Source organism: Pseudomonas syringae group sp. J248-6 (assembly GCF_032586995.1).
GTDB classification, from domain to species: domain Bacteria; phylum Pseudomonadota; class Gammaproteobacteria; order Pseudomonadales; family Pseudomonadaceae; genus Aquipseudomonas; species Aquipseudomonas amygdali.
Genome location: NZ_JAWHOP010000019.1, coordinates 22,117 through 45,445, shown reverse-complemented (window position 1 = coordinate 45,445; position 23,329 = coordinate 22,117). Strand labels below are relative to the sequence as shown.

The 23,329-nt window shown below is 50.9% G+C and carries 16 protein-coding genes and 6 pseudogenes; 17 read left to right on the top strand and 5 right to left on the bottom strand.

Annotated features, from left to right (window positions below):
- From RYC17_RS21085 to RYC17_RS21065, 5 genes and pseudogenes are all read right to left on the bottom strand, one after another.
- Complete coding sequence (locus RYC17_RS21085; protein ID WP_316904368.1) at window positions 1–555, bottom strand: HD domain-containing protein; 555 nt, start codon at window positions 553–555, stop codon at window positions 1–3.
- Window positions 556–633: 78 nt separating this feature from the next.
- Window positions 634–963, bottom strand: a pseudogene (locus tag RYC17_RS21080) (ADP-ribosylglycohydrolase family protein); the annotation flags it as partial.
- Between the two features lie 166 nt (window positions 964–1,129).
- Window positions 1,130–2,245: an ADP-ribosylarginine hydrolase Tri1 gene (gene tri1 / locus RYC17_RS21075; protein ID WP_316904366.1), complete on the bottom strand. Its 1,116-nt coding sequence runs from the start codon at window positions 2,243–2,245 to the stop codon at window positions 1,130–1,132.
- An 84-nt stretch (window positions 2,246–2,329) separates the two neighbouring features.
- Complete coding sequence (locus RYC17_RS21070) at window positions 2,330–2,593, bottom strand: hypothetical protein (RefSeq protein WP_316904364.1); 264 nt, start codon at window positions 2,591–2,593, stop codon at window positions 2,330–2,332.
- Window positions 2,594–2,648: 55 nt separating this feature from the next.
- On the bottom strand, window positions 2,649–2,963 hold the full coding sequence (locus RYC17_RS21065; RefSeq protein ID WP_316904362.1) for an immunity protein Tsi6 family protein: 315 nt from the start codon (window positions 2,961–2,963) through the stop codon (window positions 2,649–2,651).
- Window positions 2,964–3,913: 950 nt separating this feature from the next.
- On the opposite strand from RYC17_RS21065, the gene RYC17_RS21060 reads away from it, so the two are divergent.
- The 17 genes and pseudogenes from RYC17_RS21060 to RYC17_RS20980 form a co-directional block, all read left to right on the top strand.
- Window positions 3,914–4,954, top strand: a complete 1,041-nt coding sequence (locus RYC17_RS21060) for a hypothetical protein (protein WP_316904361.1) — start codon at window positions 3,914–3,916, stop codon at window positions 4,952–4,954.
- Complete coding sequence (locus RYC17_RS21055; RefSeq protein WP_316904359.1) at window positions 4,954–5,682, top strand: hypothetical protein; 729 nt, start codon at window positions 4,954–4,956, stop codon at window positions 5,680–5,682. The genes RYC17_RS21060 and RYC17_RS21055 overlap by 1 nt, the downstream gene beginning before the upstream one ends.
- A gap of 71 nt (window positions 5,683–5,753) precedes the next feature.
- Window positions 5,754–7,607, top strand: a complete 1,854-nt coding sequence (tssI, locus tag RYC17_RS21050; protein ID WP_316904357.1) for a type VI secretion system tip protein TssI/VgrG — start codon at window positions 5,754–5,756, stop codon at window positions 7,605–7,607.
- 1 nt (window position 7,608) lies between these two features.
- Window positions 7,609–8,190: a hypothetical protein gene (locus RYC17_RS21045; RefSeq protein WP_316904355.1), complete on the top strand. Its 582-nt coding sequence runs from the start codon at window positions 7,609–7,611 to the stop codon at window positions 8,188–8,190.
- Window positions 8,191–8,220: 30 nt separating this feature from the next.
- Window positions 8,221–8,685, top strand: a complete 465-nt coding sequence (locus RYC17_RS21040) for a DcrB-related protein (protein WP_002551405.1) — start codon at window positions 8,221–8,223, stop codon at window positions 8,683–8,685.
- A gap of 4 nt (window positions 8,686–8,689) precedes the next feature.
- Window positions 8,690–12,868 carry an RHS repeat-associated core domain-containing protein gene (locus RYC17_RS21035; RefSeq protein ID WP_316904353.1) on the top strand — a complete coding sequence of 1,393 codons (4,179 nt, stop codon included), beginning with the start codon at window positions 8,690–8,692 and terminating at the stop codon, window positions 12,866–12,868.
- Window positions 12,856–13,326: a hypothetical protein gene (locus RYC17_RS21030; RefSeq protein ID WP_230017153.1), complete on the top strand. Its 471-nt coding sequence runs from the start codon at window positions 12,856–12,858 to the stop codon at window positions 13,324–13,326. The genes RYC17_RS21035 and RYC17_RS21030 overlap by 13 nt, the downstream gene beginning before the upstream one ends.
- Before the next feature lie 240 nt (window positions 13,327–13,566).
- Window positions 13,567–15,000: pseudogene (locus RYC17_RS21025) on the top strand (RHS repeat domain-containing protein); the annotation flags it as partial.
- A gap of 11 nt (window positions 15,001–15,011) precedes the next feature.
- Entirely contained in the window at window positions 15,012–15,356 is a 345-nt protein-coding gene (locus tag RYC17_RS21020; protein WP_230017157.1) for a hypothetical protein, read from the top strand.
- Between the two features lie 232 nt (window positions 15,357–15,588).
- A pseudogene (locus tag RYC17_RS21015) lies at window positions 15,589–16,293 on the top strand (RHS repeat domain-containing protein); the annotation flags it as partial.
- A gap of 9 nt (window positions 16,294–16,302) precedes the next feature.
- Window positions 16,303–16,629 carry a hypothetical protein gene (locus tag RYC17_RS21010; RefSeq protein WP_316904349.1) on the top strand — a complete coding sequence of 109 codons (327 nt, stop codon included), beginning with the start codon at window positions 16,303–16,305 and terminating at the stop codon, window positions 16,627–16,629.
- A 388-nt stretch (window positions 16,630–17,017) separates the two neighbouring features.
- Window positions 17,018–17,747: pseudogene (locus RYC17_RS21005) on the top strand (RHS repeat domain-containing protein); the annotation flags it as partial.
- A 35-nt stretch (window positions 17,748–17,782) separates the two neighbouring features.
- Window positions 17,783–18,088: a hypothetical protein gene (locus RYC17_RS21000; RefSeq protein WP_316904347.1), complete on the top strand. Its 306-nt coding sequence runs from the start codon at window positions 17,783–17,785 to the stop codon at window positions 18,086–18,088.
- A complete protein-coding gene (locus RYC17_RS20995) occupies window positions 18,088–18,414 on the top strand; it encodes a hypothetical protein (protein WP_003434911.1) in 327 nt (108 codons plus the stop codon). Before RYC17_RS21000 ends, RYC17_RS20995 begins: the two co-directional genes overlap by 1 nt.
- 115 nt (window positions 18,415–18,529) lie before the next feature.
- Window positions 18,530–21,067: pseudogene (locus RYC17_RS20990) on the top strand (RHS repeat-associated core domain-containing protein); the annotation flags it as partial.
- Window positions 21,068–21,411: 344 nt separating this feature from the next.
- The gene (locus RYC17_RS20985) at window positions 21,412–22,257 is read left to right on the top strand and encodes a toxin (protein ID WP_122281616.1); all 846 of its coding nucleotides are present in this window, start codon (window positions 21,412–21,414) and stop codon (window positions 22,255–22,257) included.
- 76 nt (window positions 22,258–22,333) lie between these two features.
- A pseudogene (locus RYC17_RS20980) lies at window positions 22,334–22,772 on the top strand (RHS repeat domain-containing protein); the annotation flags it as partial.
- Window positions 22,773–23,329: the final 557 nt, after the last annotated feature.

Below are 23,329 nucleotides of genomic sequence, written 5' to 3'. Positions count from 1 at the left end.
TCAGCCTTCAAAGCCATCAACATAAAGCGCCTCATAACGCGCCATCGTATCAATGAGCCGCTGCCGCAGATACCCGTTCGCATGCCCCAAGGCAGCCAGGATCTGCGCCGACTCCACCAGATAAGACGCTCGCTTTGCCTTCTTCCAGGTGGACGGCGCTGACTGGAGATTGGTGATGCGATCACACAGTTTGACCGACGCAGCTTCTTTGGAATGACTGGCGATCCCAGCGAAATAAAGTGCTTCGGAAAACGGCACGATCAGGTTCTTGCTCAGGCACGCCACCGTTGAAGCCACCTCGGCACCAAATGCTTCAGCCAACTCATCCTGAGTTACCGGCGTATCCTCAAGCACGTCGTGCAGTAACGCTGTGGGCAAGGCGATTTCAAGCGCGCCCACGGATTCTTCGCGATGGACGAAGATCAACTCGTTGGCAACCATCGCCACGTGGGTGATGTAAGGAAGGTCCGAGCCTGTCATTTTTTGGCCGACGTGGGCTTGGGATGCGAATAGCCAGGCTTTGTTGAAGAGGTGTTGCGGGCATGATTTGGGCATTTGGGTCAGATTCCTTGTGACGCTATAAAAATCCAGGGATCGCGGGCTGATCTCAAATAAAGTACGCGCGTTTCCCTATCAGCCGCCGATAGACTCGTCCAAAGGGTTCTGCAGCGGCGCACGCTCGAACAACTGTTGGGCCAGCCCCTGAATATGCTCGGACCATGCAACGTTCTTGACCCATTCCTCCGGCATGCCTGACACCCCATAAAGCGCGCCTGCGATTTGTCCGGCGGTAGCGGCCACGCTGTCGGCATCATCAGCCAGGTTGGCGGCCAGCAGGATCGCGTCTTTGAAATTGTCGGTATTCCATACAGCCCAAAGCGCTGCTTCGAGTGTGTCGATGACATAGCCTGAAGAGCGGATCTGGTCGCGGTTTTTTTCTTTGTATTCGCCTGCGTTGATGATCCATTAAAGCCCTTGGCAGTCAATATATTTTCTTGATCCTGTGTTCGCAAAATGTATCGTATGAATTAAATTCAAAAACTCGTCGTCGAGCTTGATGACTGTATTACGACATTATTCGATACAGCACCTGATTCTGAATTTTATTTCAACTTAAATTAGCACTGTGTCAGCAGCGATCATAAATAATCTCATCCATTTCATAGTACAGTGGTGCACGCTCAAACAACTGCTGAGCCAGACCTTGAATGTGCTCGGACCATGCGACGTTCTTGACCCATTCCTCCGGCATGCCGGACACCCCATAAAGTGCGCCAGCAATCTGTCCGGCGGTGGCGGCTACGCTGTCGGCATCATCAGCCAGGTTGGAAGCCAGCAGGATCGCGTCTTTGAAATTGTCGGTATTCCATACAGCCCAAAGCGCTGCTTCCAGTGTGTCGATGACATAACCTGAGGAGCGGATCTGGTCGCGGGTTTTTTCTTTGTATTCGCCTGCGTTGATGATCAATGCTCGCGGTCGTAACGGGCGAATCATCGGAGAAAGGGTTTCTTCTTTGTCTGCGCCGTTAAGGGCGAGATGCAGCTGTGCGCCAAGCAGCTCGCAGCAACTTATAGCCTCCATTGCTCTGTGTGTGCATCTGCTTTGTGCGGCGCTTTGCCGCCACGTAGCGAATAGCGAGTGCCTGCGAAATATTGCAGTGGGTGCCAATCTTATTATCGACCCGTTACCGGCAGTAGTTGGATCGTCGTTGCCATACCAGCCATCTTTGCTTGCCAAGTGTCCTTCCAGAGCAGCACGAGTAGCGTTTCCGATATCGAAGCACTTACCGTTATGACTGTTCTCGCCGTTCTTATACCAACGACATAGCCTATCGGCGTAATCAAAAAAATCGAAATCACCTTTAGCAAGGTAAGTGTCCGTAAGGCACAGCGCCATGCTGGTGTCATCGGTCCACTCCCCAGGATTAAGCTTGAAAGGACCTCCACCCACCATGTCATGGACGTGACTACGATCACGAGGCAGAAACTCCAGCGTTGTACCTACAGCATCACCTATGGCCAGCCCAAGCAGGCACCCCTTTGCACGGTCCAGCGCCTGTGCTTCGGTGAGGTTACACGTCCGTGACGCTATCCAGCCGGGCTTCTCTACAGGCAACCTTGGTGCGTCAGCCTGCAGCATATAATCCATACGTTGGAGCAACTGCGCAGATGGCGGAGGCAGCAGGTGATCGTAGCGCTCAACATATCGATCGAGGGTTTCGTTGGAGCTTCTCAAGTCAATCATGGGTCCTTCCAGAATAATTTCTCAAGGTGTAGAGCAGTATGGAAGCTGCTACCGGATGCCCGAGTCTATACCGCTTGTTAGCGGCTAAATAGCCGTTCCCCGCTTTACTCCTGGCTTCTGGATCAAAAGATCATCCCGCTCTCTCCTGCGGCATGTCTTGGCGAAAGCATCCGCAACCTTCAGGTCTGTCTGGAAGAGATCGAAGCTGGCTTTGTCGATTTCGTAGTACTCCTCGTAATCGATCAAGCCATTATTCACCGGAAATGACAAATAAAAACGTCCTGAGGTTTCCTCGATACCCAAGGAGAGCATGAGGTCGCGATTAAAAAACGTGTCGTTAAATTTCATATTCCCTCTTTAGATTTCACTTCCCGAGCTATCTCTACATGAACCACGCGCTACCTTAGTCATGGTATAGAATGCCGGTGGGCAGTTTAACTTTCAGTCCGTTTGCTGACTGATTCGCGATATAAAAAACATCCATCAGGGCTCGTGCCAGTTCGTAATCTGTTTCTTCAAACTCCTTGGCCGCAAGGGCACCGATGGAAAGCTTGTGAAGTCTGGACTTGTCTTTCTCAACACCCTCAAAAACGGATTTCACATAGAGAAGCTGATTTAGAACTGACGCGTATATCGGAAACGCAGGATGGCGACTTATACGCACTCCGGTGAGTAAAATAGCATGATCTATAAATTCCATGGCGGATTCAAACTTCATTACCGGCCTCCCCCTAACACATAACATGCTTCATCACTGCGGCACACACGAGCTATTTTCGGTTTCGTTCTGCACGAAGTATTTTTAAGAGCGGAGGTTCTCCGCCCGTAATCTCAATTGAAAATACAGCATATGCACGCTCCAAGTCACCGTATTGTTGAAGTCTATTCTCGGCAAAGCGACAACGTCCCGGAACGGCTCCCACCTCTATAGGGATTAAAATCCGTCTCGACTTTGCCAGTTCAAGCAATGGACTCAGGTCATTATAGAGATGTAACGCCTGAAGGTCTTTCGATGACTACCCCTCTAATTCTTCTAACTTTTTTGCTCAGAACTCAATTTTATCCATAGCCATTTTAATCTCCTGTAACCTGAGCTTTCACGCAGGGGCCACTCAGCTTTGACTGCGTGCTACATGGGCCCCTCGCGGACCATGTGCATGGGTGCCGTAACAAGGGCTGCCGCGTCATTCCCTTCGCATGACTGGAACCGTACAGCGGCCAGGTTTTTTCCCTCAAGGGTTGTAAGACCGAAAAGGCTCTAAGAAAAGTGCTGGCTTTCTGGTCAGTCTGCGGCACTTTCACATTTTCCGGCTGTCACAACGCATGGTTTAGTAGGAGCAGAAAGTCTTTGGAACAGGCTGAGGTAGTACGGCTCCTACGATTTTTTCGGAAATGTTGCACTTTTTTGATGGACATGAAGCGTAGAAAAATCCTGAATAAAGGAATACTTTGCTATCTGAAGGCTTCAGCTCCCAAACCCTCACTCGCGTTCAGTTGCGGGGACAGACGTACGTTCAAGGATATGTACATGACCATGGATCAGGCCGGACCGTCGCCGCTGCGGCGATGGCATCAGAAATCTTGTTCGTCAATTTTGGTAGATTTGGTTTTTTGGGCAGATCATCTTGATAAGTGCCGACGTCATGCGGCAATCAACGAGGCACGCGCATGAGTAAATTCTTGACCCCTCCTACCTCCGCAGCTCTGACCTGTGAGCGCAAGCAGACTGGCTTGCTGGGTAGTGGTCAGCAGGGGTTTGCAGGCGGATCGGCCATGGACTTCTACATGCAGCCTGGGCGCTTTGCCGGATTGTACGCAACAGATGATTACACGGCTGCCGTGTATCTGGTGCATCAGCTCTCATCTCGCGATGAGCAAATGAGTCCTAATGAGTTCAAAAGTGCTGCTCTTCTGCTCCGCAAGCTTTTGCAGAAACTGAAGTCCGCAGCCAATGTATCGGTTGAAGCGCTGCAATCCTTGCAGCAGGCCGCTGAAAAGATCCCGCTAATTGGCCCTCTCATGTTCTCACAAGGGAATTTGCCAGGGACTATAGCGACTGCCGCAGGCGGCGTTATGGCAGCCGCCCAGAGCAGAAAGGTGACTGATTTCCTAGATATTACATCCGAGCAGAAAGCCAAACTTAACGCCTGGGCCAACAGCCGGGGCACCCCCGGCGCACAGTCGGCCAGAAAAACATTTAAAGGCAGTATTAAAATTATTGCTAAAGAAGGTCAGCTATTTTTTGAAATACCTGTAACAGCCGTTGCAAAACACTACAAGATACTAGATGCGATTGGTCCTTCAGTTGCCCATGTCCCAGTGAAAAACACGAGTGCAGCCTTAAGTCAACGCGCACACTTACATGCGAACGGTGCTACTGGAGTTCTGAAATATTTGGGTGGCAACACCGTCGGTGCTGCTCTGGCAGTAGGTCCCCAGGCATATCTTGATTATTCAAGCTCAACCACAAACCTGGAATTTTATAATAAGTCTGTTTATAGTCAGCCCACTAACATTGTATCGGCTGGTTTTGGCATGGGCACAGGTTACGCCATGGCGGCAGGGGCCGCCTTTCTTGCAGTACCAGCGGCGCCTTTGGTTGTTGTCGTAGCCGTTAGCTTCGGCGTGGGTCTAGTGGTGCAGTGGGCGATGGTTGAATTTGGAGTTGACAAGAAGATCGGGAAACTTCTCGAAATTGAGAAACCATAATGATTGACTCAGACAAACTTAAAAAAGTTACTTGGTTTCTATTTGTTTTTTTGGTTTCTATACTGGCCTTGGGACTTTCAAGCGTTACGTATTTTGGGCCTGTATATTTCACCATTTCCCTGTGCGCACTAATGTGGACTTTATATCTTGTCTATGTGTGTGAAAAATTTACTGTATATATGTTTTCGGTATTGATCGCGATAGCAAGCATTTTCTGTTTTTTTGCTTCCCTTGCCGCATATTTGGTTGCCGCAAAATTCTGGGGCAAAGCAAGCGTTCCTGCACTCATGGCGGGATTTGTTCCAGTGGGGATTACATCGTTGACGTATCTGCTCTTGGTCAATGGCAAGCCATCATTTCATCCATTTGAATACGATGGAATCAAGGTCCAGCCACGTCCAGAAAAAAAGCAAAAAAAATCGACTGCTTACAATCCTCTTTTGATAGCTGGCGCAACCACCTTGGCAGCAAGCATTTTTATCAAAGCCGCGGGGACCCTTACCGCCGGGATGGTTGCAATGTTTGGGTTAACGACTTTCTCGATAGCGTTATTATTCCACGCACGTCACATAATCAGAGGCCTGCGTGCCCTGAGCCTCCAACAAAAAACGATGCCGACGCCCTATACATTCATGCAGATCGATGAAATTCGCAAAGCTCGCAGACACTGGTGGCTGAGCAGGTTATTCCAGTGGATCGCTTCCCGGCGCAGGTCGCCGGGAGCCTGATTTTCGATGATAATTGCGCGCGGGCTGATAAGCCCCCTAGCGTTGTACCGGCTTAAGGAGTAGTGGAAGCGATGGATCTATCATCACTGTTTACGGCGCAGAACAGACGACTGTTCAAGCTGACGATGGCCCTCAAGGGTGGCCAGGAGCTGTTGCTTGATTCCTTTGCCGGTAGTGAAGGTTTATCGGCTGATTTCGGGTTTCAACTCGATCTGATTTCTGATGATGCGAGCGTAAAGCTAAAGTCCGCTATAGGGCAGTCCGCGACCATTGAAATCGAACTCGCCACCGGAGGCAGCCGTTACATTAACGGTCATGTATTGAGCTTCGGTAACAATGGCAGCGACGGTGGCATGTCGCGCTATTCAGCCTACATAGGCTCGTGGTTGAGCCTGATTGCGCAGAGGTACGATTCTCAGATCTATCAGGATCAGACAGTGGAGCAGGTGATCAGGAAGGTATTTGGTCGCTACGAAGGGCTTGCGAAGTACGAGTTCCGCGTCAATCGCACGCTCAAGCAATACAGCTACATTACCCAATACCGCGAAAGCGATAGTCACTTCGTCATGCGCCTGCTGGAGCAGGAGGGTTTATTCTTCTATTTTGAGCATACGGCGGACAGCCATACGCTGATCATCATGGACGACTCGACTGTACTCACACCGCTTCCAGAGCAGCCCCAGGTTCGCTTCCATACAGCTTCTGTAACCGAAACCTCTGACTCCATCACCCACTGGAGTTCAGCCCGGGAATTCCAGGCTGGCAAGATTTCGGTACAAACCTTCGATTACCGGCAGCCAGGAAATCGTATTCCCGTCACGATGAACAGCCTTAATCAGCAAGGCGATGTTCCATCGTATGAAATCTTCGATTACATGGGGCAGTACACGCATGGCACGCCCGAAGATGGTGAGCTCCTGGTGCGTAATCGTATCGAGGCACTGGAGCTAAAAGGTAAGACATTCGTAGGCTCGAGCAACTGTCGGGCGATGCGTCCAGGTTACACATTTGAACTGACGCAACATTACGAGCATGACACGGGCTCTCCCGATGATCGGCAGTTCCTGTTAATGAATATCGAGCATCGCGGCAGCAACAATTACACCTCGGGCAGTCAGGCGGGCTACGCTAATAAAATTTATTGCGTACGCAAAAAAATCAAATTCCGCCCTCAGATGGATCTACTCAAGCCAGGCATTTCCGGCCCCCAAACCGCCATCGTCGTCGGCCCCCCAGGCGAAGAAATCTACACCGACGAAATGGGCAGGGTAAAAGTGCAGTTCCACTGGGACCGCTACGGCAAGTTTGACGACAAAAGCTCCTGCTGGGTCCGCGTCGCTCAATCCGGCGCAAGTGGCGGTTTTGGTAGCATCCAGATCCCGCGCGTCGGTGACGAGGTGGTGGTCGTTTTCCTGGATGGCAACCCTGACCGTCCGCTCGTCATGGGCAGTCTGTACAACAGCCAGAACACGCCGCCGTGGTCGTTGCCTGCCAACAAGACCCAAAGCGGTTTCCTGACGCGTTCGGCCAAGGGTGATGGCGGTACAGCCAACTTCTTCCGCTTCGAAGACAAGGCCGGTGCCGAACAGGTGATCATGCATGCCGAGCGCAACATGGACACCGAGATCGAGCTGGATGAGACGCATGACGTGGGTAATAACCGCAGTGTGACTGTCGGCGGTAAGAATACGGAAATTATTCAGAACGACACTTTGCTCAAGGTAGAGCAAGGCTCATTGACGATTACCGTGGACAAACAGTCTATCGACATTACGGCCATGACGGAGATCACCCTCACTGTAGGTACCAGTAGCATTACCCTCAAGCCGAGCAGCATCGAAATCAAGGGCGACGAAATAAAGGTTCTCGGCAAAAACACCTTTGTCGAAGGTGACCGTGTCGATATCAATATCGAGAAATCCTGAGATGGTCAGAACCAGCCTTTATGACCGTATTTCGGAAAAGCGTATAGCCGATGAGGCTTTGGCGCGTGAGAAAGCATTACACGCAGCAAGTGCTCCGCCGACCGTTCCCGAGCCTGAGCCAGTGCCGGTTTTACCGCTTGAATTGACACGCAATGAGATTACGGTTGCCGGGCTGAAACTGGTCATGCCGCAGCGAGTGAACTTTCAGGAGATCAGCATCACTCTTGAAAAGGATGGACACCCCATCACGCTCACCATCACACGTCGGCCGGTTCGGGATGATCTGACGCTGAACCGCTATACAGATCTCTACTTGGCAAACCTGCGTGAGAGACACCCTGATATCGATACTGTGCGGCAGCGAGATTGCTTGCTGGCGGGAAATGCAGCGGTGGCTCTCGACTACGTACTCACCTCCAGGCAAGGGCTTAGTCACGGCAGAGCTATTAACGCTATCACCACTGCAGAGAATGGAGATAAGCAATGGCTTTGCATCTCTACAATGATTGATCCTGACACGGCTGCGCTGGCAGACTGGTTGATCGATTTCGACGCAGTGCTTGAAGCAATTGTCGCTCATTGATTTTTTATTTTCGAGTTCAGGACATTCACAATGGACTATCAGCTTCACGAAGGATCAATCGCATTACCAGATGGTTTCAAGGACCGGACGGTGAACATGTTCACCTTGGGCGACAGCGTTCCAGCGCCCCTCAATATCACGATTTCACGTGATGACATGCTGCCCGCTGAGGACATGAGCACCTACATAAGCCGGCAGATAAAGCTCATCGCCAATAAGCTTCGGGGCTACACGCTGCTTGGTAAGAAGTCTGCCTTGTTGTCTACTGGGCACACCCTCCCCGGCATACAAGTAGATGCCTACTACATGCATGAAGGCAGACCGATTTACCAGCGCCAAGCGGCCTTTGAAGTCATACCGGGACGTATTCTGGTGTTTTCGGCAACAAGTCAGACTGACTTTAGCTCCACGCAGGACGAGGACTGGTTGCAATTGCTGGCCAGTTTTCAGCCACATCCGGATAACGCTGGGCCAATAAACACCGAACAGGAATAAAACCATGTTCGAAGCAGCGCGTTTGCACGATGGAATTGAGCACAATAGCGCACTGGGCGGGCTTCTGGCGGGTGCTGTGATCGGCATCGCAATGGCCGTTGCTGGCGCGGCCCTGATTGTCTGCACCGCCGGGTTGGGGGCTGTTCTTCTGGGTGTTGTTTTGTCAGTCGGCGCAGGCGCAGCCCCGGCGGTGGGTGAAAGCTGGGGCGCGGCACGAAGTTCTCCCGCGGGAGATATTACGCAAACAGGGTGTTCGCCCAACGTTTTTATCAACGGCCGCAATGCTGCTCTTACCACACAAAGTATCGCCAAGTGCGAGAATCACCCCGCACCGGTACAGATTGCAGATGGCTCTGCCAGCGTTTTCATCAATGGCTACCCGGCCGCCCGCAAGGGCGACAAGCTCACCTGTGACTCGAAAATCGCTACAGGTTCCAATAACGTCTTTATTGGCGGCGGGACAAAACGCTATCTGAAAGTGAACGAAGAGATATCCGAGTCGCTTCGTGTCGGTATTGATATCGCAATCATCATTGCCTCGATGGGGCGCGGTGGACTGCCCATGTTAGCCAAGGGACTCGGTGGCGGCCTGAAGGCGGTCGCACCTTGCGCCCTGAAATTCGCTGCCACGGTAGGCGTGTCCTATTTATTTGGACGTTTTGTTGCGGGGCCTGCAATAAGCGGGGTGATAGGCGGCTTCAGCGGCAACCCCGTTGACCTCACCAGCGGGCGAAAATTACTGCTTGAAGAAGGCGAAACAGACTTTGCGCTGCCGGGGCTGATGCCTATCGAGTGGTCGCGCTTTTACGCCAGCGACCTCAACGTCGACAGCGTTCTGGGCAAGGGCTGGGTGCTGCCGTGGGAGCAAAACCTGCGCCGAAATGGCAGTTTCGTTTACCTCATCGACAATCAGGGGCGCAGCGTACCCTTCGTCAACGTCGAGCCCGGGGAAAGCATTTACAACCCTTACGAGCAGATGCATCTGGTCCGCACGCAAGGCGGCCATTACATGCTCCAAACCCAGGACAACATCTTCTTCTACTTCGGCGAAGTGCCGAATAACAACAAACCCGTTCCGCTGCAGCGTATTGAAAACGCGCTCGGCCACTACCTGCATTTCAGCCGTACCGATGAAGGTACTCTCACCGACATCAGCGCACCCGGCAACGTACATGTGCATTTGCAGTATGAGCACCCGCTGGGCCGGCTGACGTCGGTGAAGCGGATCGTCAATAAGGAAGCTGTTGAAACCCTCGTTCGTTACCACTACGACGACAACGGCCAGCTCAGTGACGTTTATAACCGTAATGGCGATTCCACTCGCAGCTTTTCCTACACCGACGGCGTGATGACCCGCCACAGCAACGCCTTGGGCCTGAACTGTTACTACCGCTGGGAAACCATTGATGACCAGCCTCGCGTGGTCGAGCACTGGACCAGCGATGGTGAACATTTCGATTACCGTTATGACTTTAAGCAGCGTACGTCGTGGGCCGTCGATGTGCTCGGGCGTGAACTGGAAATTCATTACAACGAAGACCGGCGCGTCACGTCCGGCCGTGATTACGGCGGAGAGCGCTACACCATCGAGATAGACGAAAGCGGCAATATAACGGGGCTGGTATTGCCCGATGACAACACGCTGGCCTTCAAATACGACCACCTCTCGCGACTGGTTGAAGAAACCGACCCGCTAGGGCGCAAGATCACCTACAAGCATCATCTGGCGACCACGCTGGTGACCCAGACGACTTTCTCTGATGGCAGCACGTGGAAGGCCCGTTACGATTCCAGAGGCAATCTTCTGGTCGAAACCGACGCACTCGGGAACAAGACCGAGTACCTCAACAGTGAAGATGGCCTGCCACACACCATCATTGATGCGACCTATAAATCCAAATACCTGTGGTGGAACAGCCTCGCTCAGGTTGAGCACTTCCAGGACTGTTCAGGCAAAGACACTTATTACCGCTATGACGATCGCGGTCATCTGATCGCCGTCACCGATGCCCTGAACAACACCACCACGCTGGAACGCAAACCCGACGGCGAAGTGCTGCGCATCAACCATCCCGATGGCAGCGTTGAGTCCTTCACCTACAACGCGCTCGGCCAGGTGCTTTCGCACACCGACGGCAAAGGCCAGATAACGCGGTTGTCCCGCAACGCCCGTGGCCTGCCAACCCGACGCGAGGACGCCAAGGGCAAAGCCGTTGCCTACCAGTACGACAAGGCCATTCGCTTAACCGCACTGGTCAACGAAAACAACGCCACCTACAACTTCGTGTACGACAACGCAGACCGTCTGATCGAAGAAAAGCGCATCGACAACCTGACTCGCCGCTTCAGCTACAACCTCGGCGGGCACCTGACACAGGTCGAGGAAATCGGCTACGGCGAGAAAGGCGAACAGCCACGGCGCAGCACCCATCTGGAGCGCGACCCGATTGGTCGCCTGTTGGCCAAACTCAACGATGACGCGCGTCAGGACTACACCTACGACGACGGTGACCGGTTGCTGTCAATCGAGCGCAAGCCGACGGACACCGGCAGAAAACTGGGCGTCACCGCCGAAAAACTGGAATTTGCCTACGACCTGCTGGGGCGACTGACCACAGAGACCACGCCGCAAGGCGCACTGGCCTACGACTACGATCAACTCAGCAACCTGACCACGCTGACCCTTCCTACCGGCCAGCACCTGAACCACCTGTACTACGGCAGCGGTCATCTGCATCAGCTCAACCTCGATGGCCAGTTGATCAGCGATATGGAGCGCGACGATCTCCATCGCGAGATCTACCGCACCCAAGGCAAGCTGACCAGCTGCTTCGGCTACGACAGCATGGGCCGCAAGGCCTGGCAGTACGCAACCACCCTGCCTGCAGAGAAACTGTCGCAGATTCAGAACCCGCTCATAAAGCCAGAGCGTTACGTCGAGCACGCCTACAACCCTGTCCACCGCCGCTACGAATACGACCCGGCCGGTGAACTGAGCCGCACCCTCGACAAACTGCGCGGCGAAACCCAGTACGAGTACGAAGCCAACGGCCAGTTGCTGGCGCGTAACACCGGTCGAGTAGTCGACGGCGAAGAATTCCGCTACGACGCCGCCGCCAACCGACTGAACTTCAACACCAGCCGCTTCGACCACGTCAAAGACAACCGCCTCAAACAGTGGGCGAACCACGAATACAAATACGACGCCTGGGGCAACCTGATCGAAAAAGTCGTCGGTATCGTACGCTGGCAGACCTTCACCTACGACTGCGAAAACCGCCTGGTCAAAACCGAGACCATGGCTGACACGCAGGTGGAAAGCACCAGCAGCTATCAGTACGACAGCCTGGGCCGAAGAGTCGCCAAACAGTCCGAAATCAAAGGCCAGACCGACCACAAGCGCTTCCTCTGGCAAGGCCTGCGGATGCTGCGCGAAGAAAGTCCCGGCCAGAGCAGCCTGTACCTTTACGAGCCCGGCAGCTATGCACCGTTGGCGCGTGTGGATGAAAAAGAAGGCGAGATAGAAAACAAGGTTTACTACTTCCACACCGACCAGATCGGTACACCGCTGGAAATGACCGATGCCGAAGGTCAGATCGTCTGGCAGGCCAAGTACCGGGCCTGGGGTGCGGTTGAGAAGCTGGTGGTGAACGAGGTTGAGCAGAACCTGCGGTTTCAGGGGCAGTATTTTGATGTCGAGACGGGGCTGCATTACAACACGTTTCGGTACTATGACCCGGAGATTGGGCGGTTTACTACGCAGGATCCGATTGGGCTGTTGGGTGGGGAAAATCTTTACAAATATGTACCAAACCCAACAACATGGGTAGATCCATGGGGATGGGAATGTTGGAGCACGGCTCGTAAAAACTACTGGAAAGCCGAAGCAAAGAATCCAACTCAAACATACTCACCAGCTAACATGGCGCGAATGACAAAAGGTCAAGCGCCAAGAATGAAGGTTGAGGTTATAAATAGAAAAACCGGCAAACCTGAAATTAAAGACGTTTCTATGGAACTGCATCATAGAGATATACCTCAGCGAGTCGGAGGGGACGGAGTACATCAGGCAGGAAATCTTGATGCTTTAACTCCATGGGCACACGAGTCAGTAGATACATTTAGGCATACGGGATATAGGTTCGTAGATATGATTAAGGGGCTAGACACATGGGTCAAATGATAAGCTTGCAGGAGGTCCGGGATTGGGTCGAGGGAGAAACTTATTCGAGTCTTCTTTCTCACATTGCTCTTAAGCTAGGGCTGGCCGTGAATGAGAAGAGAGTGTCTGATATACTCCTGGAGTATGATATTGAAAATATAAATGCCGCAAATGCAACTATAGAAGATCTAAAAAAAATAGCTAACGACAAGCATTTATGTGAACTATACATACTTACTAAACTGAAAGAAATCGAAGGCACTGAGAATCAGCAGGAGGGTAAACATGAGGAAGATGAAGAAGATACTCTAGTAGAAACCCTTCCATTTTATAGAAATTTTCTGAACATATATCTTCTTGAGCTATTCATCCTTAAAGAAAATCCAGAAGCACTCGACTCTTACTTAAAAAAAATCAGAATACCCAAATCTAAACTTTATGCCAAGCAACTAAGATCTATCTATGAATTGATAACTTAAAAATGCTCAACAAAACCTTGTCGAGCCCAGTAATTTAATATTACACGGGTGTTGCCATGTATTATTAAAAACGTGATGACACCTTGTTTTTACAACGCGCTGCACGACAATCAAGCAGGCAGGGGCCCGCAAATATATATTGCATATTTAAAGCCTCTCTTAAAATCTTACGCAAATTAGTTATACGCTATTTAAAAATCTAGATTATCGGAGAGTGCTGATATTTTCAGCACCTTTCCTGTTGCGTTGCCCGACGATAATTGGCTGGCACTCAAGTACGACCACCTCTCGCGACTAGTTGAAGAAACCGACCCGCTAGGGCGCAAGATCACCTACAAGCATCATCTGGCGACCACGCTGGTGACCCAGACGACTTTCCGTGATGGCAGCACGTGGAAGGCCCGTTACGATTCCAGAGGCAATCTTCTGGTCGAAACCGACGCACTCGGGAACAAGACCGAATACCTCAACAGTGAAGATGGCCTGCCATACACCATCATTGATGCGACCTATAAATCCAAATACCTGTGGTGGAACAGCCTCGCTCAGGTTGAGCACTTTCAGGACTGTTCAGGCAAAGACACTTATTACCGCTACGACGCCGCCGCCAATCGCCTCAACTTCAACACCAGCCGCTTCGACCACGTCAAAGACAACCGCCTAAAACAATGGGCGAACCACGAGTACAAATACGACGCCTGGGGCAACCTGATCGAAAAAGTCGTCGGCATCGTGCGCTGGCAGACCTTCACCTACGACTGCGAAAACCGCTTGGTCAAAACCGAAACCATGGCCGACACGCAGGTCGAAAGCACCAGCAGCTATCAGTACGACAGCCTGGGCCGACGCGTTGCCAAACAGTCCGAGATCAAAGGCCAGACCGCTCACAAACGCTTCCTCTGGCAAGGCCTGCGCATGCTGCGCGAAGAAAGCCCCGGCCAGAGCAGCCTGTACCTTTACGAGCCCGGCAGCTATGCACCGTTGGCGCGTGTTGATGAGAAAGAAGGCGAGGTAGAAAACAAGGTTTACTACTTCCACACCGACCAGATCGGTACACCGCTGGAAATGACCGATGCCGAAGGGCAGATCGTCTGGCAGGCGAAGTACCGGGCCTGAGGGGCGGTTGAGAAGCTGGTGGTGAACGAGGTTGAGCAGAACCTAAGATTTCAAGGGCAGTATTTTGATGTCGAGACGGGGCTGCATTACAACACGTTTCGGTATTATGACCCGGAGATTGGGCGGTTTATTACGCAGGATCCGATTGGGTTGTTGGGTGGGGAGAATCTTTACCAATATGCGCCTAACTCTACTGGATGGATTGATTCGTGGGGACTCAGTTGCGAGCCAACAAAAAAATACGAAGTAGGCCCATTCGATAAGTTACAGAAAAAATCTTCGGTAGGTGATGGGTTAGATATTCACCATGCCGCACAAAAGCATCCGGCAGGTCAAGTGATTCCAGGCTACAATCCGAAAACAGCTCCATCGATAGCTTTGCCTAGAGCAGAGCATAAACTAATCCCAACTATTAAAGGAGAGTTTACAGGCACACCAAGAAGTTTGTTGGCAAAAGACGTTCAAGACCTTAGAAACTATACCAACACGCCTCCATCAGCAATTAGAAAACTCATTGATCTGAATAAAGAGATGTTCCCAGAAGCCTTTCTGAAGTAGGACTGATAAAAATGACCCCTCAAGAATTTGTTGACGCTATTAGACTGGTTGTCAGTGATGCTGCTATATCTGACACTATAGATGTAATATCTTCTCCTCCAGGAAGGAAGCCAAGTAAAAAGCTCGTAGAAATCTCCGAATTTTACAATCAACAAGGCGCAACTGAAAAAAAACACATTGAAGAAATAATAAGAAAATCAGTAGAGGAAGCTGTTTTCGGTTTTTTTTGCGTATTAGATGGAGTACGCGCAATTGAAGATCCGGAAAATAAAGGGACCTTATCCCTTCTCTACGAAGGAAACATGACGACAGAGCTGAATGCCAATGCCGACCTTCATGATCGCTACAACAATTAATACCGAGCTTGGCATATAAACTAAAAACTCAGCGCCCCTCAATATACTGTTATTGGGGGACAGGAGACAGAAGCTTCGAACTTTTACTACCGTAATGGAACATCAAGACGAGAGATTGGCCAAAATCATTTAGATCCGGCAACGCTGTGACTGACGTGAATGCGTTGAATTCCCAACCGGGTAATAAATTATGCTTTAAATAAATCAGCAACTTTTTAAAGTTTTCACCTCTTTAATGATTGTTGATGAGAAAGAAGGCGAGGTAGAGAACAAGGTTTACTATCTCCATACCGACCAGATCGGCACACCGCTGGAAATGACTGATGCCGAAGGGCAGATTGTCTGGCAGGCGAAGTACCGGGCCTGGGGGGCGGTTGAGAAGCTGGTGGTGAACGAGGTTGAGCAGAACCTGCGGTTTCAGGGGCAGTATTTTGATGTCGAGACGGGGCTACACTACAACACGTTTAGGTATTATGACCCGGAGATTGGGCGGTTTACTACGCAGGATCCGATTGGGTTGTTGGGTGGTTTTAATCTTTATCAGTATTCGCCCAGTCCTATCGGTTGGATTGACCCGTGGGGTTGGAACTGCATTCCTAATAAGGTTGCAGGGATGGCGAGAGAAGCTAGAGCTAAAGAGTTGTATGGAAAAAGATACGGCAAGGAAAATGTCTTAAGCGAACGATATCTTCGCAATGCCGATGGGAAAATTGCCAAAGACCCCCTAACAGGCGAGGCGCGGCGGGTAGATTTTGTGATTAAGAATTCAGACGGGAGTGGCACTGCCAAAGAAATTACTAGCCTGACAGCTGACAAAACCGGTCAACTTTCAAAAGAAACTAGAATTAGAGAGGTGGGCGGTACATTTGTTAGAGACCCCAAAACCAAAAAGCTTATCGAAGTAAGAGACGTATCCACAGTAGTTAGGGCCAGGTAAGGATTATTTATGAATGATATAGACTTCACATTATGCAGCGTGCCTATGCTTTACTCGCGCAACAAAAGCAAGGAGTATCAAGAGCGGATAATCAAAAAGCTTACTGTGCTGCTGGCTTTTATGAAGGCCAACGACCTACTTAAGACAAATCCTTTTAATTCCGACGGGAGTCTAAACAAAGAGTTTATTCTAAAAAAATCTGATGCCACAGCAGACGGAGTTGAGATGTTTAAAAAAGTCATCCCTGGCTGGTTCTCTTATTTGGATAAAGGGGGAAATATCGATAACATTACCAGGCTTGAAAAAGGTCTGGAAAAAATCAGAAAGCCGGCATGATATTTGATAAACCCTAAAGCTTTTATTAGAAAGCCTAGTGCCAGAGAGCATATTGAGCTCTCTGGCCTGATCTTGACTTTTGTAGATAAGTTAAAGCTACTATGGGATTTTAAAAACTCTTTAAAAACCAAGCTGGTAGGAGGCTACTGACATTTCGTTCTTCTGCTTCATCGACGCGACCTGCAGGTCCAAGTAAATGTGGTGAAACAGCCTCGTGCAGGTCGTGCGCTTCCAGGACTGCTCAGGCAACGACACTCACTACCGCTATGATTATCGCGGCCATCTGATCGCCTTGACCGATGCTCTGAACAATACCACCACGCTGGAACGCAAACCCCACGGCGAAGTGCTGCGCATCAACCATCCGGATGGCAGCGTTGAACCTATCAACTACAATACACTCGGCCAGCCGCTTCGACCACGTCAAAGACAACCGCCTAAAACAATGGGCGAACCACGAATACAAATACGACGCCTGGGGCAACCTGATCGAAAAAGTCGTCGGTATCGTGCGCTGGCAGACCTTCACCTACGACTGCGAAAACCGCCTGGTCAAAACCGAAACCATGGCTGGCACGCAGGTGGAAAGCACCAGTAGCTACCAATACGACAGCCTGGGCCGACGCGTTGCCAAACAGTCCGAGATCAAAGGCCACACCGACCACAAGCGCTTCCTCTGGCAAGGCCTGCGGATGCTGCGCGAAGAAAGTCCGGGCCAGAGCAGCCTGTATCTTTACGAGCCCGGCAGCTATGCGCCACTGGCCCGTGTGGATGAGAAAGAAGGCGAGGTAGAGAACAAGGTTTACTACTTCCACACCGACCAGATCGGTACACCGCTGGAAATGACCGATGCCGAAGGGCAGATCGTCTGGCAGGCGAAGTACCGGGCGTGGGGGGCGGTGGAAAAGCTGGTTGTGAACGAGGTTGAGCAGAACCTGCGGTTTCAGGGGCAGTATTTTGATGTCGAGACGGGACTGCACTACAACACGTTTAGGTATTATGACCCGGAGAGTGGGCGGTTTATTACGCAGGATCCGATTGGGTTGGACGGGGGGCTTAATCTTTATCAATATGCGCCGAGTGCTATTGGTTGGATTGATCCCTGGGGCTGGACCTGTATTCCGAATAAAGTTGCCGGGACAGCAAGGGAAGTTTGAGTCGGGAAAAATTAGACTCGCAATTTGGCAAAGAAAACGTACTTCGAGAGCGCTACCTAAGAGGAGCAGATGGAAAAATCGTCAAAGGTCCAGATGGTACTGCACGCCGTGTAGATTTTGTAGTTAAACGCAAAGATGGGAGTTGGTCGCCAGTTAAAGTAACCAGTAAGACAGCAGACAAAACTAGCCAAATTACGAAAGAGTCCGAGATCCGGCAAATGGGCGGTACTTTCGTAAGAGATCCTGAAACAAAACAGCTCGTTGAGCTTTCGGACATTTCACGTATTGTGAGGGTAAAATAATGGTAGATCTCGTCAAATTTAGCGTACCTCTTTTATACAGCAGGAATAAAAACCTACAATACAAAGAAAATATAATCCAGATGTCGACTGCGCTTTTAAAATTCTTGAAAGATGAGAATCTGATATGCACTACACCTTTCACCGAAAGTGGAGAGCTTAAGAAGGATTTTGAAATTCGCGAGTCTGATTTGACTGAGGAAGGAGTGGAGCTATTTAAAAGCGCCATTCATAAATGGTGGAAAAAAATAGACGCCGGGCTCGATAGATCAGATGTTAGCTTTCTTAAGTCTGAGCTTGAAAAAATAAAAAACTCTAAGCAACATTGATATTTCTATAGAGCCTAAATCCAGACTATCTTGGAAACTTTAAAGCTCTTTAAAAAATTAATCTGAAAGAGAGGCTGCTAACACTAGCTCAGCCTCCTTTCTATTGCATCAACACAATGGCGACTCCATTCGCGACTTCTCCTAAACCGACGGCGTCATGACCCGCCACAGCAACGCACTGGGCCTGACCTGCGAGTACCGCTGGGAAATCATCGACGGCCAGCCGCGTGTCGTCGAACACCAGACCAGCGATGGTGAGCATTTCCACTTCCGCTACGACCGCGAGGCCCGCACCACCTGGGTCACCGACGTACTGGGGCGCGAGCTGGAAATTCATTACAACAAGGACCATCGCGTCACCTCGAGCCGCGACTACAGTGGCGATCACTACGTCATCGAGATCGACGACACCGGCAACATGACCGGGCTGACCCTGCCCGATGGCAACCAGTTGGCGTTCGAGTACGACGAGTTTGCTCGGTTGCTCAAGGAGACCGATCCGCTGGGCCGCAGTATTCGCTACCAGTACCACCACCTGACGACGCTGATCACTCAGGTCGACTACCCGGATGGCAGTGCCTGGAAGGCAAACTACGATGCCAAAGGCAACCTCGTTGCCGAGATCGATGCGCTGGGCCACAAGACCGAATACCTCAACAGTGAAGATGGCCTGCCACACACCATCATTGATGCGACCTATAAATCCAAATACCTGTGGTGGAACACCCTGGCCCAGGTCCAGCGCTTTCAGGACTGCTCGGGCAAAAGCACGCACTACCGTTATGACGAGCGCCACCATCTGATCGCCGTCACCGATGCCCTGAACAACACCACCACGCTGGAACGCAAGCCCGACGGCGAAGTGCTGCGCATCAACCACCCGGATGGCACCAGCGAGACCTTTACCTACAACGAACTGGGCCAGGTCCTGACCCACACCGATGGCAAAGGCCAGACCACCCAGCTGCTGCGCAACGGTCGTGGCCTGCCCAAATGGCGACAGGATGCCAAAGGGCAAACCATCACCTACGAATACGACAAGGCCATTCGCCTCGTCGCCCTGACCAACGAAAACGATGCGACCTACCGCTTTGCCTACGACGACGCAGACCGTCTGATCGAAGAAAAACGCATCGACAACCTGACTCGCCGCTTCAGCTACAACCTCGGCGGGCACCTGACACAGGTCGAGGAAATCGGCTACGGCGAGAAAGGCGAACAGCCGCGGCGCAGCACACATCTGGAGCGCGACCCGATAGGCCGTTTGCTGGCCAAACTCAACGACGACGCGCGTCAGGACTACACCTACGACGACGGTGACCGGTTGCTGTCAATCGAGCGCAAGCCGACGGACACCGGCAGAAAACTGGGCGTCACCGCCGAAAAACTGGAATTTGCCTACGACCTGCTGGGGCGACTGACCACAGAGACCACGCCGCAAGGCGCACTGGCCTACGACTACGATCAACTCAGCAACCTGACCACGCTGACCCTTCCTACCGGCCAGCACCTGAACCACCTGTACTACGGCAGCGGTCATCTGCATCAGCTCAACCTCGATGGCCAGTTGATCAGCGATATGGAGCGCGACGATCTCCATCGCGAGATCTACCGCACCCAAGGCAAGCTGACCAGCTGCTTCGGCTACGACAGCATGGGCCGCAAGGCCTGGCAGTACGCCACAACCCTGCCTGCAGAAAAACTGTCGCAGATTCAGAACCCGCTCATAAAGCCAGAGCGTTATGTCGAACACGCCTACAACCCGATTCACCGCCGTTACGAATATGACCCGGCCGGTGAACTGAGCCGCACCCTCGACAAACTGCGCGGCGAAACCCAGTACGAATACGAAGCCAACGGCCAGCTGCTGGCGCGCAATACCGGCCGCGTGGTCGACGGCGAAGAATTCCGCTACGACGCCGCCGCCAACCGCCTGAACTTCAACACCAGCCGCTTCGACCACGTCAAAGACAACCGCCTAAAACAATGGGCGAACCACGAATACAAATACGACGCCTGGGGCAACCTGATCGAAAAAGTCGTCGGTATCGTGCGCTGGCAGACCTTCACCTACGACTGCGAAAACCGCCTGGTCAAAACCGAAACCATGGCTGGCACGCAGGTGGAAAGCACCAGCAGCTACCAATATGACAGCCTGGGCCGAAGAGTCGCCAAACAGTCCGAAATCAAAGGCCAGACCGACCACAAACGCTTCCTCTGGCAAGGCCTGCGCATGCTGCGCGAAGAAAGCCCCGGCCAGAGCAGCTTGTACCTTTACGAACCCGGCAGCTATGCGCCGCTGGCCCGTGTTGACGAGAAAGAAGGCGAGGTAGAGAACGAGGTTTACTACTTCCACACCGACCAGATTGGCACACCGCTGGAAATGACCGATGCCGAAGGTCAGATCGTCTGGCAGGCGAAGTACCGGGCGTGGGGAGCGGTTGAGAAGCTGGTGGTGAACGAGGTTGAGCAGAACCTGCGGTTTCAGGGGCAGTATTTTGATGTCGAGACGGGGCTGCATTACAACACGTTTCGGTATTATGACCCGGAGATTGGGCGGTTTATTACGCAGGATCCGATTGGGTTGGCAGGTGGGTTAAATTTCTACACTTACGGGCCTAACCCTCTCACATATATTGACCCGTGGGGGTGGACTGGAACTTACATATTTACGGACGGAACAACATCCTATATTGGGAAAGGCCCCATAGTAAGGGCGAATAGGTCTATGGCAGCACGAATCAATGGAAGTGCGAACGCGACCCAGTTTGCCCATGCTGATTTTGGAGATAGCAAACTAGGGTTTATGGTGGAGCATCGATTGATGGAAAAATATGATGCGCGTGCATCAAATGCGTTTGCCAATGACCCAGTAAGAAACTCGCCTGGCAAAAAACTTTATGAAGCAGCCGACATTAAAACGCAACGAAAAGTAAACAGACTTGCCAATAGTTTAGACAAGAAATTTAAAGCCTCTGTAGGGTGCGGGTAAATAAAATGAAAAAATTCTCCTATAACGAAAATATTGATGCATTTGAAATATCGGAACATTTCTTCTTAGAGGGTTTAAAGCATGCACAAAAAAAAGACTATAAAAATATCAGAATCATGAGAGATAACTCTGTAGCCAGTTCAACCGTACTGGACCTGAGCCCACTCGCGTCTAGTGAGTCAGTAGAAACTCTCAATATCTCGCAAGACATCAACCTTAAAAAGGTTGATTTTTCACCACTTTATACATGCTCCTCTTTAAAAGCGTTAACAATTCCTTATCTGAAAGATGCGTTAGATTTTTCAAAGATTACTTCGCTGAAAACGCTATACATTATGAAAGCACACGACAAAATAGAAAGCTTACCCATTGGCAATGTCAGTGACTTATTACTCGCCGGTATAAAAAACAAGGATCTGAGCTTTCTTTTGGCGCCCAAACTCGAAACGCTAAGGGTGAGTGGAGGCAATCTGGAGTCATTCGAAGGTTTACAAGCAAGTAAAACTCTTGCCGATGTTGAGATAAGTCACTGCGCCAAACTTATTGACATCAGCCAACTAAGCAAACTCACAGAACTAAAAAAACTCTCCATAGAAAAATGCAAACACATCAGGGATTATTCGTTTCTCTCTGGCAATAATACGCTGGAAACGTTTTTTGCATCAGAATTAGACTCACTCAATTTCATCCCAAGCCTTAAGAATATTCAGTTCGTAAAGTTCTGGGAAGTAAAAGATGGTGATTTACAGCCATTGCTAGATTCAAAGACACTAAAGCGTGTTGATTTCTTCCCACAGAAGAAAAATTATACGCATACCAAAGAAGAAATTAACAATCTACTTCAACGCTAGACCCAAACGTGCATACTACTATTTCTATAGGCAAGAAGCGTCGGATTTGCTTCTTCGCACTGTTAGAGATCAAACCAACACAACCATACATCAGTACGACAGTCTGGGCAGGCGAGTCGCCAAACAGTCCCGAGATCAAAGGCCACACCGACCACAAAAGCTTCCTCTGGCAAGGCCTGCCCATGCTGCGCGAAGAAAACCCCGGCCAGAGCAGCCTGTACCTTTACGAGCCCGGCAGCTATGCGCCGCGGGCCCGTGTGGACGAAAAAGAGGGCGAAGCAGAGAACAAGGTCTACTACTTCCACACCGACCAGATCGGTACACCGCTGGAAATCACCGATGCCGAAGCACAGATCGTCTGGCAGGCGAAGTACCGAGCTTGGGGTTCGGTGGAAAAGCTGGTGGTGAACGAGGTTGAGCAGAACCTGAGATTTCAGGGCCAGTATTTTGATGTCGAGACGGGGCTGCACTACAACACGTTTCGGTACTATGATCCGGAGATTGGGAAATCCGTTTGTTGTTAAGAATGGCAACTACTCCCAGCTTAATCTTCATCACTCCAAAAAAGATAGACTAGGTTCTCTCTTCGAATTGTCTGCCGATAGACATAAAAACCTGGTAACACTAAAGCGTTGTATCCTCACCTACCTGCACAGCATCCGATCCCCCTGTTAATAGAGACCTATTCAACGGTGATCGCGGCGCTTACTGGAAAGGGCGTGCGCAAATAGAAATTAACAGAAGAGCCGGGAGCGCTAAGTTTTCGGAAAACTGCGGATAGAAACCAGGATATCGAAAAAGCTGGTAGACTTTTTTAAGCAACAAGGTTGGTGGTATGAAAATGCAAGCGCAGATTATGAAGTGGAACTCGGAAAACTGGGTATTGACTTATCATCTGATTTCGCTCAGTTCTACTTACACGTAGAAGACGGCCCAACATTCATGCAGCATGGAAAGGAAATATATCAGGTATGTTGGTTCTCCAAACATACTCATTTTGATCTGGACTTGAAGAACACACATGAAACATTGCAGCTCCCACTAAAGTATATTCCACTAGATAGCTTTGAAG